Origin of the sequence: Fluctibacter corallii (assembly GCF_025751585.1) — a bacterium.
In the GTDB taxonomy this organism is placed as follows: domain Bacteria; phylum Pseudomonadota; class Gammaproteobacteria; order Enterobacterales; family Alteromonadaceae; genus Fluctibacter_A; species Fluctibacter_A corallii.
In genome coordinates this window covers 1-16,910 of the sequence record NZ_JAOWKX010000011.1, presented here as the reverse complement: position 1 = coordinate 16,910, position 16,910 = coordinate 1, and the positions used below count along the sequence as shown (strand labels likewise).

The 16,910-nt window shown below is 44.2% G+C and carries 22 protein-coding genes; 21 read left to right on the top strand and 1 reads right to left on the bottom strand.

Translation table 11 applies throughout. The features are described 5' to 3' along the window. Positions 1–62 precede the first annotated feature (62 nt). From rnr to rplQ, 21 genes are all read left to right on the top strand, one after another. The gene (rnr, locus tag OE749_RS17140; RefSeq protein ID WP_263713712.1) at positions 63–2,372 is read left to right on the top strand and encodes a ribonuclease R; all 2,310 of its coding nucleotides are present in this window, start codon (positions 63–65) and stop codon (positions 2,370–2,372) included. Positions 2,373–2,374: 2 nt separating this feature from the next. After that, positions 2,375–3,112 (top strand): 23S rRNA (guanosine(2251)-2'-O)-methyltransferase RlmB, encoded by a 738-nt coding sequence (rlmB, locus tag OE749_RS17135; RefSeq protein ID WP_263713711.1) that lies wholly within the window; start codon positions 2,375–2,377, stop codon positions 3,110–3,112. 165 nt (positions 3,113–3,277) lie between these two features. Further along, positions 3,278–4,522 (top strand): aminotransferase class I/II-fold pyridoxal phosphate-dependent enzyme, encoded by a 1,245-nt coding sequence (locus OE749_RS17130; protein ID WP_263713710.1) that lies wholly within the window; start codon positions 3,278–3,280, stop codon positions 4,520–4,522. Between the two features lie 150 nt (positions 4,523–4,672). Further along, positions 4,673–6,310 carry an AMP-binding protein gene (locus OE749_RS17125; RefSeq protein ID WP_263713709.1) on the top strand — a complete coding sequence of 546 codons (1,638 nt, stop codon included), beginning with the start codon at positions 4,673–4,675 and terminating at the stop codon, positions 6,308–6,310. Positions 6,311–6,713: 403 nt separating this feature from the next. Beyond that, the gene (gene rplN, locus OE749_RS17120; RefSeq protein ID WP_263713708.1) at positions 6,714–7,082 is read left to right on the top strand and encodes a 50S ribosomal protein L14; all 369 of its coding nucleotides are present in this window, start codon (positions 6,714–6,716) and stop codon (positions 7,080–7,082) included. Between the two features lie 12 nt (positions 7,083–7,094). Beyond that, positions 7,095–7,409 (top strand): 50S ribosomal protein L24, encoded by a 315-nt coding sequence (gene rplX / locus OE749_RS17115; protein ID WP_263713707.1) that lies wholly within the window; start codon positions 7,095–7,097, stop codon positions 7,407–7,409. Positions 7,410–7,425: 16 nt separating this feature from the next. After that, positions 7,426–7,965, top strand: coding sequence for a 50S ribosomal protein L5 (gene rplE, locus OE749_RS17110; protein WP_263713706.1), 540 nt, complete (start codon positions 7,426–7,428; stop codon positions 7,963–7,965). An 11-nt stretch (positions 7,966–7,976) separates the two neighbouring features. Then, positions 7,977–8,282 carry a 30S ribosomal protein S14 gene (gene rpsN / locus OE749_RS17105; protein WP_263713705.1) on the top strand — a complete coding sequence of 102 codons (306 nt, stop codon included), beginning with the start codon at positions 7,977–7,979 and terminating at the stop codon, positions 8,280–8,282. Positions 8,283–8,294: 12 nt separating this feature from the next. Further along, positions 8,295–8,687 carry a 30S ribosomal protein S8 gene (gene rpsH, locus OE749_RS17100; protein ID WP_263713704.1) on the top strand — a complete coding sequence of 131 codons (393 nt, stop codon included), beginning with the start codon at positions 8,295–8,297 and terminating at the stop codon, positions 8,685–8,687. A 13-nt stretch (positions 8,688–8,700) separates the two neighbouring features. Beyond that, entirely contained in the window at positions 8,701–9,234 is a 534-nt protein-coding gene (rplF, locus tag OE749_RS17095) for a 50S ribosomal protein L6 (RefSeq protein WP_263713703.1), read from the top strand. Between the two features lie 12 nt (positions 9,235–9,246). Continuing rightward, entirely contained in the window at positions 9,247–9,600 is a 354-nt protein-coding gene (rplR, locus tag OE749_RS17090; protein WP_263713702.1) for a 50S ribosomal protein L18, read from the top strand. Positions 9,601–9,609: 9 nt separating this feature from the next. Next, on the top strand, positions 9,610–10,110 hold the full coding sequence (rpsE, locus tag OE749_RS17085; protein ID WP_263713701.1) for a 30S ribosomal protein S5: 501 nt from the start codon (positions 9,610–9,612) through the stop codon (positions 10,108–10,110). A gap of 6 nt (positions 10,111–10,116) precedes the next feature. Continuing rightward, positions 10,117–10,299 carry a 50S ribosomal protein L30 gene (rpmD, locus tag OE749_RS17080; protein WP_263713700.1) on the top strand — a complete coding sequence of 61 codons (183 nt, stop codon included), beginning with the start codon at positions 10,117–10,119 and terminating at the stop codon, positions 10,297–10,299. A 3-nt stretch (positions 10,300–10,302) separates the two neighbouring features. Then, positions 10,303–10,737 (top strand): 50S ribosomal protein L15, encoded by a 435-nt coding sequence (gene rplO, locus OE749_RS17075; protein ID WP_263713699.1) that lies wholly within the window; start codon positions 10,303–10,305, stop codon positions 10,735–10,737. 5 nt (positions 10,738–10,742) lie between these two features. Next, positions 10,743–12,062 (top strand): preprotein translocase subunit SecY, encoded by a 1,320-nt coding sequence (gene secY, locus OE749_RS17070; protein WP_263713698.1) that lies wholly within the window; start codon positions 10,743–10,745, stop codon positions 12,060–12,062. A gap of 23 nt (positions 12,063–12,085) precedes the next feature. Continuing rightward, positions 12,086–12,202 carry a 50S ribosomal protein L36 gene (gene rpmJ, locus OE749_RS17065; RefSeq protein ID WP_124029298.1) on the top strand — a complete coding sequence of 39 codons (117 nt, stop codon included), beginning with the start codon at positions 12,086–12,088 and terminating at the stop codon, positions 12,200–12,202. A gap of 128 nt (positions 12,203–12,330) precedes the next feature. Then, a complete protein-coding gene (gene rpsM / locus OE749_RS17060; protein WP_263713697.1) occupies positions 12,331–12,687 on the top strand; it encodes a 30S ribosomal protein S13 in 357 nt (118 codons plus the stop codon). 15 nt (positions 12,688–12,702) lie between these two features. Beyond that, positions 12,703–13,092 (top strand): 30S ribosomal protein S11, encoded by a 390-nt coding sequence (gene rpsK / locus OE749_RS17055; RefSeq protein WP_263713696.1) that lies wholly within the window; start codon positions 12,703–12,705, stop codon positions 13,090–13,092. A 24-nt stretch (positions 13,093–13,116) separates the two neighbouring features. Continuing rightward, a complete protein-coding gene (rpsD, locus tag OE749_RS17050) occupies positions 13,117–13,737 on the top strand; it encodes a 30S ribosomal protein S4 (protein ID WP_263713695.1) in 621 nt (206 codons plus the stop codon). A gap of 22 nt (positions 13,738–13,759) precedes the next feature. Beyond that, positions 13,760–14,749: a DNA-directed RNA polymerase subunit alpha gene (locus OE749_RS17045; RefSeq protein ID WP_263713694.1), complete on the top strand. Its 990-nt coding sequence runs from the start codon at positions 13,760–13,762 to the stop codon at positions 14,747–14,749. A 41-nt stretch (positions 14,750–14,790) separates the two neighbouring features. Continuing rightward, positions 14,791–15,189, top strand: a complete 399-nt coding sequence (gene rplQ / locus OE749_RS17040; RefSeq protein WP_263713693.1) for a 50S ribosomal protein L17 — start codon at positions 14,791–14,793, stop codon at positions 15,187–15,189. Positions 15,190–15,469: 280 nt separating this feature from the next. Here the strand turns inward: rplQ and OE749_RS17035 are convergent, their stop codons facing one another. Beyond that, positions 15,470–16,249 (bottom strand): hypothetical protein, encoded by a 780-nt coding sequence (locus OE749_RS17035; RefSeq protein ID WP_263713692.1) that lies wholly within the window; start codon positions 16,247–16,249, stop codon positions 15,470–15,472. Between the last annotated feature and the right edge of the window lie 661 nt (positions 16,250–16,910).

Genomic DNA, 16,910 nt, shown 5'->3' with positions numbered 1-16,910 from the left:
CAGCCATACTTTAATATAATCGGAAGTCTAACACTTCCCCACACATATAGCGCTGGTATTTAATGAGCGACGATCCGTATTACGCACGCGAAAAAGAAAAGTACGAAAACCCTGTGGCAAGTAGGGAGCATCTGCTTGATACCCTAACTCAAGCCAAAAAACCGCTATCATTTTTGGAAATTTGTGAGCGTGTTAACGCACACAGCGAAGAAAATCGAGTGGGTATTCAGCGCCGTCTTCGGGCGATGGAGCGGGAAGGTCAGGTAATATTCAATCGCCAGAAAAAATATGGTCTCGCGGATAAAATGGAGCTGATCAAGGGGCGCGTCATTGGGCATCGTGACGGTTTCGGTTTTTTAAAGCGCGAAGACGGTGAAAAAGATCTCTTCATTAGTCAACCGCAAATGGCGACTTTGATTCACGACGATATCGTTTTGGCAAAAGAAAGTGGCCAAGATAATCGAGGCCGTCGCGAAGCACGAATTGTTCGAGTGATTGAGCCAAGAGAAGAGCCAATAGTAGGGCGTTACTATTTTGAAAGTGGTTTTGGCGTAGTGATACCTGACGATAGCCGAATCTGTCAGGAAATTATTATCCCACCTGAGCACGTTAATGGCGCGCGTCAGGGACATATTGTTGTGGTAGAGTTAACACAGCGTCCCCGCAAACGCGTGAATGCGGTAGGGAAAATCAAAGAAGTATTGGGTGAGCACATGGCCCCCGGTATGGAAATTGAAATGGCGCTTCGCACCTTTGATATTCCACATGTTTGGCCAAACAGCGTCAGTCGTCAAATAGACGGACTGACAGAAGAGGTGCCTGAACAAGCCAAAACCAATCGCGTAGACTTGCGCCAATTGCCTCTTGTGACCATTGACGGCGAAGATGCGCGGGATTTTGATGATGCTGTGTTTTGTGAGCCTCTTGATGATGGCGGTTGGCAACTTTGGGTTGCTATAGCGGACGTTAGTTACTACGTTCGCCCCGGCACCGCGCTTGATCAGGAAGCCATTAACCGTGGCAATTCAGTGTATTTTCCTGAACAAGTTGTTCCTATGTTGCCTGAAGTGTTGTCGAACGGTTTATGTTCATTAAATCCACACGTCGACAGGCTATGTATGGTGTGTGAAATGACGGTTTCGCCTAAAGGGTTACTGCAAGACTTTCAGTTTTATGAAGCAGTCATGAATTCAAAAGCACGGCTAACTTACACGAAAGTATGGGATATTCTGCAAGGCGATCCTGAATTACATAAGCGCTACGCAGAGCATGTACCTCATTTGCGCAATTTGCACGATATGTATCGTGCGTTAAAGCGCAGTCGTTTAAAACGCGGTGCGATTGAATTTGAAACCCAAGAAAATAAATTCATTTTTAATGCGCAGCGTAAAATCGATCATATCGTGCCTGTAGTCAGAAATGATGCTCACAAGCTTATTGAAGAGTGCATGATTTTGGCTAATGTCTCAGCCGCGAAATTTTTAGAAAAGCACAAGGCCGAGGGGTTGTATCGAATTCACGATGAACCCAATGAAGAGCGTTTAGTCAGCTTTATGTCGTATCTGAAAGAAGTGGGCATAGAGCATAAAATTGGCAAAGAGGCGAAGCCGCAAGATTTCACAGATGTGGTAGAGAAAATCCGCAATCGCCCTGATCAGGAATTAATTCAGACAATGCTACTGCGTTCGATGAAACAGGCCGTTTACGATTGCGACAATATCGGACACTTTGGGCTGGCGCTCGACGCATACGCACACTTTACGTCTCCGATACGGCGTTATCCTGACTTGGTCGTACACCGAGCGATTAAGGCTGTGTTAGATAAACTGGCTGAGAGAAAATCGAAAACTGGCGGCAAATCATACGCAGTGGAAGAGGTGGAATCTCTGGGCGAACAATGCTCAATGACAGAACGCCGAGCTGATGATGCAACGCGCGATGTCGCAGACTGGTTGAAGTGTGAATTCATGCTCGATCACGTTGGCGATAAGTTTGAAGGCGTGATTGCCTCTGTTACCAGCTTTGGTTTTTTCGTCAGACTAACGGAGTTTCATATTGATGGTCTTGTGCATATCTCGTCTTTAGAGAATGACTATTACCATTATGATGAGGTACGCCAGTGTTTGATGGGGGAAAGCTCAGGTATGCAATACCGACTGGGAGATGAAGTGCGAGTAAAGGTTGCTGCAGTCAATCTTGATGAGCGCAAAATCGACTTTATTCTCGATGTTAAACAAGCGCGGGGCAAAGGCGGAAAAGCTATCCCTGTCAAAAAAGTCAGTAAAAAAGCCTCACAAAAGCGCAATGAGCGTAGCGCCCCAAAAGGCAAGCGTTCGCAAGCAAAGAAACCGTCAAAAAGTAGGAAGAAGTAACCATGGCACAACAAGAATGGCTATATGGCATCCATGCAATGGACGCTGTGATAAGCCGTGAGCCAGAAAGAATCATTGAAATGTTCGTTCTTAAGGGGCGAGACGACGAGCGGTTAACGCATATTATTAATCAGGCAAGACGCTTTGGTATCTCAATCCAGTTTTGCCAGCGTCGAGTGTTAGATGACAAGGTTGACGGTGAACAGCACCAAGGCGTGGTTGCGCGAGCGAAACCCGGTAAGCAATTTACAGAAACCGACCTTGATGACATTGTCGCCAATGCTAAGCAAGCGTTTTTGTTGGTGCTTGATGGTGTTACAGACCCTCACAATTTAGGAGCGTGTTTACGTACCGCTGATGCAGCAGGCGTTGACGCGATTGTTGTGCCAAAAGACAAATCTGCAAAATTGACCGCCACGGCACGAAAAGTCGCCTGTGGTGCGGCAGAAACTGTACCGTTGATTCAAGTCACCAATTTGTCGCGCACATTGAAAGACTTACAAAAAGCGGGTGTATGGATAGTGGGTACGGCTGGCGAAGCAGAGCAGACCCTTTATGATACAAAACTGACTGGCCCAACAGCACTGGTAATGGGAGCGGAAGGGAAAGGCATGCGCAGACTCACGCGCGAAAATTGTGACGAGCTAGTGAAGTTGCCGATGGCAGGATCAGTGTCTAGCTTAAACGTGTCTGTGGCAACAGGCATATGCTTATACGAAATTGTAAGGCAACGAGGCTAACCTCTATCTTGCCAATACAGTGTAATCACGCCAGCTGATATTGCTGGCGTTTTTTTATTTGATTGTAAAATTTTCCACTCACTTGAATGACCAGTTGCTGGGTTAATATTTTGCTCTCTCATGTTAATCTCTGATTCCTTTTTAACCAAATGGCAAGGATGAATCATGAGAACGAATTTTCAACAGCAATTGGCATTAATGGAGCAAAGCGGGCGAGCGGCTATCAATGAAGGATTATTTTTTGTAACGCCAGATAGTACCCCCTTTCACGACGGCAAATTTGATGTGAACGGCAAAGCGATGATTAATTTATCGTCATGTTCATATCTGGGGTTAGAGCTAGACCCGCGTTTGGCGCAAGGTGCAAGCCTGGCAGCGAGTCAATATGGTACGCAATACTCTTCATGTCGGGCATTCGCGCAGTGCCCCCTATACGAAGAGTTAGAGATACTGCTAGAACGAATCTTTCACGCACCAGTTACAGTGAACCTTAGTACGGCGATTGGACATATTGCGACCTTACCGATTCTAGTCGATGATGCTGATCATCTCGTGTTAGATATTCAATCTCACCACTGCTTGAAATTAACCAGTGACTACTTAGTTCACCGTGGCATTACGAACCAAACAATTCGTCACAACGATTTGTCTGCGTTGACGGATATTCTTACGACGCGCAAAGGGCAAACAGTGTGGTATCTCATCGATGGGTTGTATTCCATGTACGGCGATTATGCGCCAATTCCGGAATTATTGGCCTTACTTGATAGTTATCCAAATCTGAAACTATACGTAGACGATGCCCACGGTTTAAGTTGGTATGGTAAACATGGAAGAGGATATGCGTTGGAATGCGGGCAACATGAGAGAATGTATGTTGCCCATTCGTTTACTAAGGCATTTGGCGCGGGCGGGGGCTGCGTTGTGTTCCCAGATAAAGCGAGTCGTGATCGTGTTAGGTTATTGGGTGGGCCTTTCTACTGGGGAAGCCCGGTATCACCGCCTGTGCTCGGGGCCGCCGTGGCTTCTGCAAAACTTCACCTAGATGGAACGGTTACACGATTGCAGGCTGATTTGTCTGAACGTGTCACGTTGTTTAATCGCTTGTGTGAAAAATGGAACGTGCCACTCATCGCAAATAACGCAACTCCAATTCGCTATATTGGCCTTGGAAAGCAAGACGTCACAAATAAAATTGCTAAAGCACTTATGGAAAAGGGGTTTTATGCCTCTGCGGTGTGCTATCCTTCGGTATCTAAGAACAGAACAGGTTTGCGGTTAGGCATCACAAACCATCTTTCGTTTTCAGATATCCATACTCTTGTAGAGACATTGAGCGACTTGCTCGATACATATCTATCAGCGGAAGAAGTCGCCTTTATTGAAAAAGCATTTAAGCGTGCGTTTTGAGGTGTGGTAGGTGCTAACAATGCCGTTTGGTTGAATAATTACCATTATAAATAGAATTTATATACGTGATTAAAAACTACTGTTAGCATTTTGTTTACAATAGTTTTACGCTACCTGTTCTGGATAGTTTTAATAGCAGGTAGCGCATACATGTCTTTGATTACCCCGTTAGAGTCGTTTTATCAACAAGTTGAGAAACGCCCAGATAAAATCTTTTTGAAACAGCCTGTTGATGGCGATATTAAAACGTATACATGGAAAGGCTTTGACGACCAAGTAAGGCGTGTCGCTGCTGGTCTTCACAAGCTCGGTTTAGAGAAAGGTAGCCACATTTCTATTCTTTCTAAAAACTGTGCAGAGTGGTTTATTGCAGATATGGCCATTATGTTGGCTGGCTGCGTCTCAGTTCCTATTTTCCCAACAGCGGGGAAAGACACAATACAATATGTCTTGAAGCACGCGGGCTGCAAAGCGATATTCATGGGAAAATTGGATGATGCCGATGCACAATTCGCAGCCATTCCCGATGAAGTACCCACCATTGGTTTTTCTTATGTAAAAGATATGGCCAACATCAGTTGGGCAGAAATGCTGGAGCATGAGCCGCTGGAAGGTAACCCTATTCCAGATTTAGATGATGTTATGACCATCATTTACACCTCGGGTAGTACGGGCAATCCTAAAGGCGTGGTGCACCCTTATCGCTCTATCAGTTGGGCTGCGTCAAATTCATTGAAAGAATTGAATGTTGACGAGAACGACCGAATTTTAAGTTACTTGCCGCTGGCGCATATCACCGAACGAGTATTGATAGAATCAGCCAGTTTTTATTCGGCATCTGAGATTCATTTCTTAGAGTCGTTAGATACGTTCCAGCGCGACATTAAATGGTGTGACCCTACGTTATTTGTGTCTGTTCCCAGACTATGGACACGATTCCAAATGGGCGTGTTGGCAAAGATGCCTCAGAAAAAGCTAAACATTCTTTTGTCTATTCCTATTATCAATAAAATCGTTGCGAAAAAGATACGCGAACAGCTGGGCTTGAATAGCGCGCGACTTTGTGCCAGCGGATCAGCGCCGATTTCACCGTCTACAATTCGTTGGTTTGCCCGAATTGGAGTGCAAATCTCCGAAGGGTGGGGAATGACAGAAAATAGTGCTTACGGTACGAGTTGTGTTCCCTTCCGTTTAGATAAGGTCGGCAGTATTGGTCGCCCCTACGAAGGGGTTACCTTGCGCATTTCGGAAGATGGCGAGTTGCAGGTGAAAGGGCCTTGTAACATGCGGGAATATTATCTAGAGCCTGAAAAAACTGCAGAAGTGTTTACAGAAGATGGCTTCCTGCGTACAGGAGATAAAGGTGAAATCGACAATGAAGGTTATGTGAGAATAACGGGTCGATTAAAAGACATCTTTAAAACCGCGAAGGGTAAGTATGTCACGCCAGTGCCCATTGAGTCATTGCTGATGGAAAATTCTAATATTGAACAGGTATGTGTAACGGGGAGTAGTCTCAAGCAACCGATTGCATTAGTTGTGTTATCTGATGAAGCTAAAACGTTGCCTAAAGACGAGATTGAAGTGTCGCTGCGTAAAACGCTAGAGAAGGTGAATGGTAAGCTTGAAAGCCATCAAGTGCTTGATCGTATTGTTGTACTTGAAGAACCGTGGACAATAGAAAACAATTTACTAACACCAACTTTGAAAGTTAAACGCCATGTTATTGAAGAGAAACTAGATGGCGTAATCAATCAAAACCACAAGGGTGACGTTGTTTTTGCCTAATGAATGCATTTCACTAGAAGCTAAAAATTAAGAGTGCAGTAAGGAGCGCAATGTCGCTCCTTTTTTATGTCCAAAAACAGTCGTTGGCGGAAAATATTTTCCGAAGGAACACTTGAATATTGCATCATTAAGCCAAATTGATGGTATCTGCGAATGAGCAGAAGTGCGTTATAATAGTTTAAAAAATAGACACTTATATCGTTTTGGTAGGCGACAAAATTAGTTGCCAATACCCTTCTTTTAACTGTTTAATTTTTTTTCAAATTCAACTATCACCCAGCGTTATTTTCTGTTATCATTTCGCGCCCTTTTTGTGGGGGTATGTACATTAAACCAGCAATTTTTGTTGGTTTTAACAGCGGAAACGACTCGAGAGAGTCTTAACAACAGCGGAGCACTAACAATGATCCAAATGCAAACTAACCTGGATGTTGCCGACAACAGCGGCGCTCGCAGGGTTCAGTGTATTAAGGTTCTAGGTGGCTCGCATCGCCGTTATGCACATATCGGTGACATCATCAAAGTTACCGTCAAGGAAGCAATTCCTCGCGGTAAAGTTAAAAAAGGTGACGTACTGAATGCAGTGGTGGTGCGTACTAAAAAAGGCGTTCGTCGTCCTGACGGTTCAACAATCCGTTTCGACAACAACGCAGCTGTTTTGCTAAATGCAAACAAGCAACCAATTGGTACGCGTATCTTTGGACCGGTAACCCGTGAGCTTCGTGGCGATAGCTTCATGAAGATCATCTCACTGGCCCCTGAGGTACTATAAGGAGTCACGATAATGGCTAGAAAAATTCGTCGTGATGATGAAGTAGTCGTATTGGCCGGCAAGGATAAGGGCAAGCAAGGCAAAGTCCTTAAAGTTCTTACTTCTGAAGACCGTCTGATCGTTGAAGGTGTGAATTTGGTGAAAAAACACCAGAAGCCTAACCCTCAATTGAATATCCCTGGTGGTATCGTTGAGAAAGAAGCTTCAATTCACGTTTCTAATGTAGCGATCGTTAACCCTCAAACGGGTAAAGCGGATCGCGTAGGTTTCCGTTTCGAAGACGAGAAGAAAGTTCGTTTCTTCAAGTCTAACGGTGAGCTAGTTTAATTAATTGGAGAGTACGATGGCGAAACTGCATGATTTCTATAAAGAAACAGTAGTGGCGGAACTTGCTAAGCAGTTCGGTTACAAAAGCGTCATGCAAGTCCCTCGGATTGAAAAAATCACTCTAAACATGGGTTTAGGTGAAGCAGTAGCGGACAAAAAGGTTCTTGAGAATGCAACAGCTGACATGGCTGCTATCGCAGGTCAAAAACCAGTTGTTACCGTTGCTCGTAAATCTGTTGCGGGTTTCAAAATCCGTGAAGGTTATCCGATTGGCTGTAAAGTAACCCTACGTGGCGAACGTATGTGGGAATTCTTTGAGCGTCTAGTTTCAATTGCAATTCCTCGTATCCGTGACTTCCGTGGCTTGAACCCTAAGTCGTTCGATGGCCGTGGAAACTATAGCATGGGTGTTCGTGAGCAAATCATCTTCCCTGAAATCGACTTTGATAAAGTTGATAAGGTGCGCGGTATGGATATCACTATCACTACTAGCGCAGGTACAGATGCGGAAGCAAAAGCATTGCTTGATGCGTTTAACTTCCCATTCAGAAAATAAGGTGTAGGGTTATGGCAAAAGAATCAATGAAAGCGCGCGAAGTAAAACGCGCGAAGCTAGTAGCAAAGTACGCAGAAAAGCGTGCGGCGCTTAAGGCGATTATCAGCGATGTTAACGCTTCTGAAGAAGAGCGTTGGGATGCTGTTCTTAAGCTACAACAACTTCCTCGTGATTCAGCTCGTTCACGTCAGCAAAACCGCTGCCGTATAACTGGCCGTCCTCACGGTTACCTACGCAAATTTGGCCTTAGCCGTATCAAGTTGCGCGAAGCAGCTATGCGCGGTGAAGTCCCTGGCTTGAAAAAAGCCAGCTGGTAAGGAGTAGCGAATATGAGCATGCAAGATCCTATCGCGGATATGTTTACCCGCATCCGTAACGGCCAAATGGCACAGAAGGTTGCTGTAGCTATGCCTTCTTCAAAACTACGCGTTGCAATCGCAAAAGTTTTGAAAGAAGAAGGTTACATCGAAGACTTCTCTGTCACTGGTGACGTTAAGCCTGTAATGGAAGTTACTCTTAAGTACTTCGAAGGCAAACGAGTAATCGAGAGCATTGAACGTGTAAGCCGTCCTGGTCTGCGCATCTATAAGAAAAAAGATGAGCTTCCAAAGGTTATGGGTGGTTTGGGCGTTGCTATCGTGTCAACCTCAAAAGGTGTGATGACTGACCGTGCTGCGCGTAAAGCAGGCATGGGCGGTGAGATCATCGGTTATGTAGCGTAACGGAGGAATATCAATGTCACGTGTAGCTAAAGCTCCTGTTGAAATCAAGTCTGGCGTAGAAATCACTATCGCTGGTCAAGATATCACAGTAAAAGGTAGTAAAGGTACATTGAACCGTACGTTTAACGACGCGGTTGAAGTTGTACAGGAAGAGAATCAACTTAAAGTAGCACCTCGTGAAGGTTTTGCTGATGGTTGGGCTCAAGCTGGTACAGCTCGCGCTTTGCTTAACGCAATGGTTATCGGTGTATCAGAAGGTTTTGAGAAAAAGCTTCAGTTGATTGGTGTTGGTTACCGTGCTCAAGCACAAGGTGCCAAGCTTAATCTAACTCTAGGCTTCTCACACCCTGTAGTATACGAAATGCCTCAGGGCATTACCGTAGAAACTCCTAGCCAAACTGAAGTTGTCGTCAAAGGCGCTGACAAGCAGTTGGTAGGTCAAGTAGCAGCTAACATCCGTGGATACCGTCCACCAGAGCCTTATAAAGGTAAAGGTGTTCGTTACGCTGATGAAGTTGTGCGTCGTAAAGAAGCTAAGAAAAAGTAGGTGGGTGATACGATGGATAAGAAAGCAGCTCGCTTGCGTCGCGCTACCCGCGCACGCAAAAAAATTAGTGAACTGGCCGTTAATCGCTTGGTTGTAAACCGTACACCACGCCACATTTACGCTCAGCTAATCGCTGCAAGCGGTTCTGAAGTGTTGGCGGCAGCTTCTACTGTTGAAGCAGACATTCGCAAAGACCTGAAATATTCAGGTAATGCTGAAGCAGCTGCAGCAGTTGGTAAAGCGATTGCAGAACGAGCTATCGAGAAAGGCATTAAATCTGTTGCGTTTGATCGTAGCGGCTTTAAGTACCACGGTCGAGTTAAAGCATTGGCTGATGCAGCTCGCGAAGCTGGTCTTCAGTTCTAGGAGTTAATTATGGCTAAAGTTGAAGTTCAAAACGGTGAACTGTTAGAGAAGCTAATTGCCGTAAACCGTGTATCTAAAGTAGTTAAAGGTGGTCGTATCTTTAGCTTCACTGCCTTAACGGTAGTTGGTGACGGTAATGGTCGTGTAGGTTTCGGATATGGTAAGGCACGTGAAGTTCCTGCTGCTATCCAGAAAGCTATGGAAAAAGCACGTCGCAACCTTGTGACTGTTGACCTAAACGGTAACACTCTACAGCACCCAATTAAGGGTCGTCACTCAGGCTCTAAAGTTTATATGCAGCCTGCATCAGAAGGTACGGGTATCATCGCCGGTGGTGCGATGCGTGCAGTACTAGAAGTGGCTGGTGTACAGAACGTACTTTCAAAATGTTACGGTTCTACTAATCCAATCAACGTTGTTCGCGCAACTATCAACGCTCTGACTGATATGAAGTCACCTGAGCAAGTTGCTGCTAAGCGTGGATTGCCTGTAGAAGAAATTTTGGGGTAATTGAACATGGCTAAGATGATTAAAGTAAAGCAAACTAAAAGCTCTATTGGTCGTCTACCTAAGCACAAAGCTACTTTGACTGGCTTAGGTTTACGTCGCATCGGTCATGTTCGTGAGCTGGAAGATACTCCAGCCGTTCGTGGCATGATCAACCGTGTATATTACATGGTTGAGATCGTGGAGGAGTAAGAAATGCGTTTGAACACTATTGCTCCTGCACCAGGAGCTAAACATTCTGAAAAGCGTGTGGGCCGTGGTATTGGTTCTGGTCTTGGAAAAACTGGTGGTCGTGGCCATAAAGGTCAAAAGAGTCGTTCAGGCGGTTCTGTTAAGCCAGGTTTCGAAGGCGGTCAAATGCCAATCCAGCGTCGTCTACCTAAGTTTGGTTTCACTTCACGTAAATCTTTGGTTTCTGACCAAGTTACGTTGAATGAAATTGCTAAGGTAGAAGGTGAAATCGTTTCTCTAGACACTTTGAAAGCGGCTGGTCTTGTTAAGAAAGACATGCTTCACGTTAAAGTTGTTAAGAGCGGTGAGATTTCACGCGCTATTACAGTAAGCGGTTTAAAGGTAACTAAAGGCGCCCGTGCAGCGATTGAAGCAGCTGGCGGTAAAGTAGAGGAATAAGCTAGATGGCTAAACCAGGATTGGATTCAAGCGCAAAAGGTGGCTTGAGCGAGCTTAAATCAAGATTGTTGTTCGTACTGGGTGCGATCATTGTATTTAGACTTGGCTCATATGTGCCTATTCCTGGTATTGATGGCGCGGTGTTGGCTCAATTATTTGAGCAACAAAAAGGTACTATCGTAGAAATGTTTAACATGTTCTCTGGTGGTGCACTTGAACGTGCCTCAGTTCTGGCTCTTGGAATCATGCCTTATATTTCGGCTTCAATTATCATGCAGTTGCTCACAGTAGTGCATCCGCCGATGATGGAGTTGAAAAAAGAAGGTGAAGCAGGACGTCGCAAGATTAGTCAGTACACGCGTTATTTCACGCTAGTGTTGGCAACGTTCCAAGCAATTGGTATCGCGACGAACTTACCAAATCTTATTCAAGGATTGGTGATTAATCCTGGTTTTGGTTTTTACTTTACAGCGGTAGTAAGCCTTGTCACTGGTACCATGTTTTTAATGTGGTTAGGTGAGCAAATTACAGAGAGAGGTATCGGCAACGGTATCTCTATTCTGATCTTTACTGGTATTGTTGCAGGTTTACCAACAGCGATTGGTCAAACGGCGGAACAAGCCAGACAAGGTGACTTGAATCTATTATTCTTGTTGCTGATTGGCGTGATTATGATAGCCATCACGTACTTTGTAGTATTCGTTGAGCGTGGACAGCGTCGCATCGTTGTAAACTATGCTAAACGTCAGCAAGGCCGCAAGGTGTTTGCTGCGCAAAGTACACATTTACCGTTAAAGGTAAATATGGCGGGTGTCATTCCACCAATCTTTGCTTCTAGTATTATTTTGTTCCCTGGAACTATTGCTAGTTGGTTTGGTCAGAATGAGTCTGCGTCTTGGTTACAAGATGTGGCACTGATGTTGTCTCCTGGACAACCTCTGTATGTGATGTTGTATGCAGCTGCGATTATTTTCTTCTGCTTCTTCTACACGGCGTTGGTATTCAACCCGCGTGAGACAGCAGATAATTTGAAAAAATCTGGTGCGTTCGTTCCTGGTATTCGTCCGGGCGAGCAAACATCCAAGTATATCGATAAAGTAATGACTCGCCTTACTTTGGCTGGTGCGCTTTATATTACCTTTATTTGTTTGGTGCCTGAGTTCATGCTTATCGCCTGGAATGTACAATTCTATTTCGGCGGTACATCACTACTAATTATTGTAGTGGTAATCATGGATTTCATGGCGCAGGTGCAGACACATTTGATGTCACATCAATATGAGTCTGTTCTTAAAAAAGCGAATCTTAAAGGCTACGGCCGATAAGTTAGCAGTTACGGAGTGGTGAAATGAAAGTTCGTGCATCCGTTAAGAAGATTTGCCGCAGCTGTAAAGTCATTAAGCGCAACGGCGTTGTGCGTGTGATCTGCAGCTCTGACCCTAAGCATAAGCAAAGGCAAGGCTAATCTACGCGGTGTTGGGATGTCCCTTTACTTACAAGGTATCCCAACCTTAAATTTGCAATTTGTTCGTCGGGTAAGTATCCTAACGGGCTTTTTAGGCCGATGACAATTTAACTAGAGGAGTGCTGTTAATGGCCCGTATCGCTGGCATTAACATCCCTGAACACAAGCATACTGTAATCGCTATTCAAGCGATCTACGGTATTGGCCCAACTCGTGCTAAAAGCATTTGTGCCAATGCTGGTGTTGCAGAGTCAACCAAGATCAAAGATCTTGATGAAACAACAATCGATAAACTTCGTGACGAAGTAGCTAAATTCACTGTTGAAGGTGATCTACGTCGTGAAGTTTCAATGAGCATCAAACGTTTGATGGACCTAGGTTGCTTCCGTGGTATTCGCCACCGTCGTAGCTTGCCTCTACGTGGTCAGCGCACTAAAACTAATGCGCGTACACGTAAAGGTCCTCGTAAACCTATTAAGAAGTAAGCGGGGGATTAAAGTATGGCAAAAGCACCTACTCGTGCGCGTAAGCGCGCAAAACGTCAAGTTGCTGATGGTATGGCTCATATTCATGCCTCTTTCAACAACACTATTGTGACAATTACAGACCGTCAAGGTAATGCCTTGGCTTGGGCAACGTCTGGTGGTTCAGGTTTCCGTGGTTCACGTAAATCTACTCCGTTCGCTGCACAGGTTGCTGCTGAGCGCGCTGGTGTAGCAGCTCAGGAATACGGTTTGAAGAACCTTGAAGTATTCGTTAAAGGTCCAGGTCCAGGCCGTGAGTCTGCTATCCGTGCCCTGAATGCTACAGGTTACAAAATCACAAATATTACCGATGTGACGCCTATTCCTCACAACGGTTGTCGTCCACCGAAAAAACGTCGCGTTTAATCGACGGACTGTTGGAGAAAGATCATGGCAAGATATTTGGGTCCTAAACTCAAACTTAGCCGCCGCGAAGGAACTGACCTGTTCCTTAAAAGTGGCGTTCGAGCAATTGACTCGAAATGTAAAATTGATACTGCGCCTGGTCAGCATGGTGCCCGTCGTGGCCGTCTATCTGACTACGGTGTTCAGTTACGTGAAAAGCAAAAAGTACGTCGTATGTATGGCGTATTGGAAAAGCAGTTCCGTAATTACTATAAAGAAGCTGCGCGTTTAAAAGGCAATACAGGTGAAAACCTGCTACAACTTTTAGAACAGCGTCTTGACAATGTTGTATACCGTATGGGTTTTGCAAGCACGCGTGCTGAAGCACGTCAGCTAGTAAGTCATAAAGCTATCATGGTAAACGGTAAAGTTGTTAACATACCTTCTTTTAACGTTTCTGCTGAAGACGTTGTATCCGTTCGTGAAAAAGCGAAAAAGCAAGCGCGTATCGTTGCTGCTTTAGAGTTGGCGGACCAGCGTGAGAAACCAACTTGGATTGAAGTAGACAGCAAGAAGATGGAAGGCGTTTTCAAGCGTATTCCTGAGCGTTCAGACTTGTCTGCTGAAATTAACGAACAGTTGATCGTCGAACTTTACTCTAAGTAAAGCCTAATCAAGAGAGGAAACAATGTCGGGTTCTGTAACTGAATTCCTAAAACCAAGGTTAGTCGAAATTGATAACGTATCGCCTACCCGTGCAAAAGTAACTCTAGAACCTCTAGAGCGTGGCTTTGGACACACACTAGGCAATGCACTTCGTCGTATTCTTCTGTCATCTATGCCTGGATGTGCAGTGACTGAAGTTGAAATTGACGGCGTTTTGCATGAATACAGCACCAAAGAAGGTGTTCAAGAAGACGTTATCGAGATCCTGCTGAACCTTAAAGGGTTAGCAGTACGTCTTGAAGGTAAGACTGAAGCGACGTTAACTTTAGTTAAGTCGGGTGCGGGCCCTGTGACTGCTGGTGATATCCAGCATGACGGTGATGTTGAAATCGTAAACCCCGAACATGTCATTTGTACTTTGACTGGTGATGCTGAAGTAAGCATGCGCATTAAAGTAGAAATGGGTCGTGGTTACGTACCTGCTTCAGCTCGTCGTTCCTCTGAAGAAGATGATCGACCAATCGGTCGTTTGTTAGTGGATGCTTCATACAGCCCAGTTGAGCGTATTGCTTACAATGTTGAATCTGCACGTGTTGAACAACGCACAGATTTAGACAAACTTATCATTGACATGGAAACTAACGGAACGTTAGATCCCGAAGAGGCGATTCGTCGTGCAGCTACTATTTTAGCTGAACAGTTAGACGCATTCGTGGAACTTCGTGACATGTCTGTACCGGAGCAAAAAGAAGAGAAGCCGGAATTTGATCCGATTTTACTTCGCCCGGTTGATGATCTTGAGCTTACTGTTCGCTCTGCAAACTGTTTGAAAGCTGAAGCTATCCAGTACATTGGTGATCTGGTACAGCGCACTGAGGTTGAGCTACTTAAAACGCCTAACCTTGGTAAAAAGTCTCTTACTGAGATTAAAGACGTGCTGGCTTCTCGCGGATTGTCTTTAGGTATGCGCCTAGAAAATTGGCCGCCTGAAAGCATCGCTGAGAAAGATTAATCAGATTGCATTAACACTGATTTGTAAAGAAGGATAGAGCTATGCGCCATCGTAAGAGTGGTCGTCAGTTAAATCGCAACAGCAGTCATCGTCAGGCGATGTTCAAAAACATGGCTGGCTCTTTGGTGAAGCACGAAATCATCAAAACGACTTTGCCAAAGGCTAAAGAGCTGCGTCGCGTAATTGAGCCTCTAATCACACTAGCTAAGCAAGATAGCGTAGCTAACCGTCGTCTAGCTATGGCACGTACGGGTGATAAAGAGGTAGTAGGTAAATTGTTCAACGAGCTAGGCCCACGTTATGAGTCTCGCCCAGGTGGATATATTCGCATTCTTAAATGTGGTTTCCGTACTGGTGATAATGCGCCTATGGCGTACGTTGAATTGGTTGACCGCCCTGTTGTTGAAGAAGTTGAAGAAACTGAAGCAGCAGCGGAATAATTACCTGTTCCAATAAAAAAACCCGGTTAATCCGGGTTTTTTTATGTCTTTAAAAAGTGGCATCGTGGCAAAATCAGTTTTTAATATGTCTGAATTATTATAGATAAAGGCAGAATAGAGAGCATTCGAATAAAGCAATCTAGTACAGCTAGCGAAACTAAGTACTTAAGAAACAATTAGATTTGCAAGTATGTGTTTACCGTAGGTAATGCATTTCACTTTTACAATGATACTATTTAAAGGCAATCAAAACCTTCTCTGTAAGATAAGAGAGTAATTATCAATTGCTTTCATTAACACTAGAAAGAATAATTTCGATTTGTTCTTCATCCGCACCAGCATTTTTAGCATAAATCATCAGATCGTCTTTCTTTACACCTGCATCACTTGCCGATTTTAAGATCTTTCGCATGTATTCATTTTCAGAGTTGACTTCTCTTACTGCGGTTGTGACTACCTTTTCCGCTTTCCCTGGGAAAACTGCTAAAAGCGCATCTACCATATATTCACCTACAAACGGTACTGCGTTTACGGCGCTTTTAAGTATTTCGGCAATTCTATTCGGATGCGACTGCGCCAACGTTTGTACTATATAGTCAGCCGAGTCAGGTTCTGTAATAACGGCGACTCTTACTATTTCATCAAGTTCATTAGGCGTGGTATTGGCTGCAGCGTTAACTACGAAATCAACATAGCTAGGTTCTGCCGCGATAGCAGTTTCTACTACACTACTGCAACTAGTAATACCTTTATTGATAGCTACGGTCACTACTGTCTCGGTCATGGCCGGCTGAGCGGATATGGCAGCGTGTATAATTTCCTTATACCTGTCGGGATAGAGATCAAGAGCTGTGCTAACGACCGTTTCTGTTTCATGAGGGTAATGACTAATTATACTTTTCACCGCTCGACCAATAGACATGCTTTTACTGACTTGCCTTTCTACAAAATCAGAAGTTAAGTTATTATTTATAGATTGAGTCTGTGATGTTTGTGTTTGATAAGCACTGACGGAAAAGCTACTAATACTTAGTAAAGCTATAGAAAGTATCGTTTTCATCTTCTACCCAATTTTATTATATATATATTTAGCGACCAATTATGAGACAACGAATTCTATAAAGAGTTTAACGAAGTAACATTTAACTAACATAACTTACACCTAAATAACGCAAAAGGCCAATTAACAACCAGGTTTGGTGTGTGTTTTAGACTTTTCTAATTAAATTCAATAAATTTAAAAATTAGTGTTGACTCTTCCTCAATAATCTCTAAAATGCGCGCCTCTTCTTACGGAGACGCCGACAAAGCGACGGTGTTTAAGATGTAAGCAAGATTGAGGCCAACACCGAAATTCATTGAAAAAAAAGTGTTGACATCAAAACGAAGCGCGGTAAAATGCGCATCCGCTTCGGGAGAGTCAAGCGACACTTTCGAATCACTCAGTAGAACGATGTTTTAATGAGTGAGTCAGCAAGCTGAAAGCTAAGTCTGACGCACGATGCAACAAACGTTAATTTTGAAAATAAATTAAAAAAACAGTTGACATCGAAACCAAGCGCTGTAAAATGCGCGCCTCGCTTGAGAGAGTTAACAACGTCTCAAGCTGCTACGAAAGTAGCTGCTCTAAAGAGCAAGTTCTTTAACAATTTGATAACAAGACAATCTGTGTGGGCACTCGTTAAAAGAGTGTCAACAACAAAAATTCATATTTTCGATTT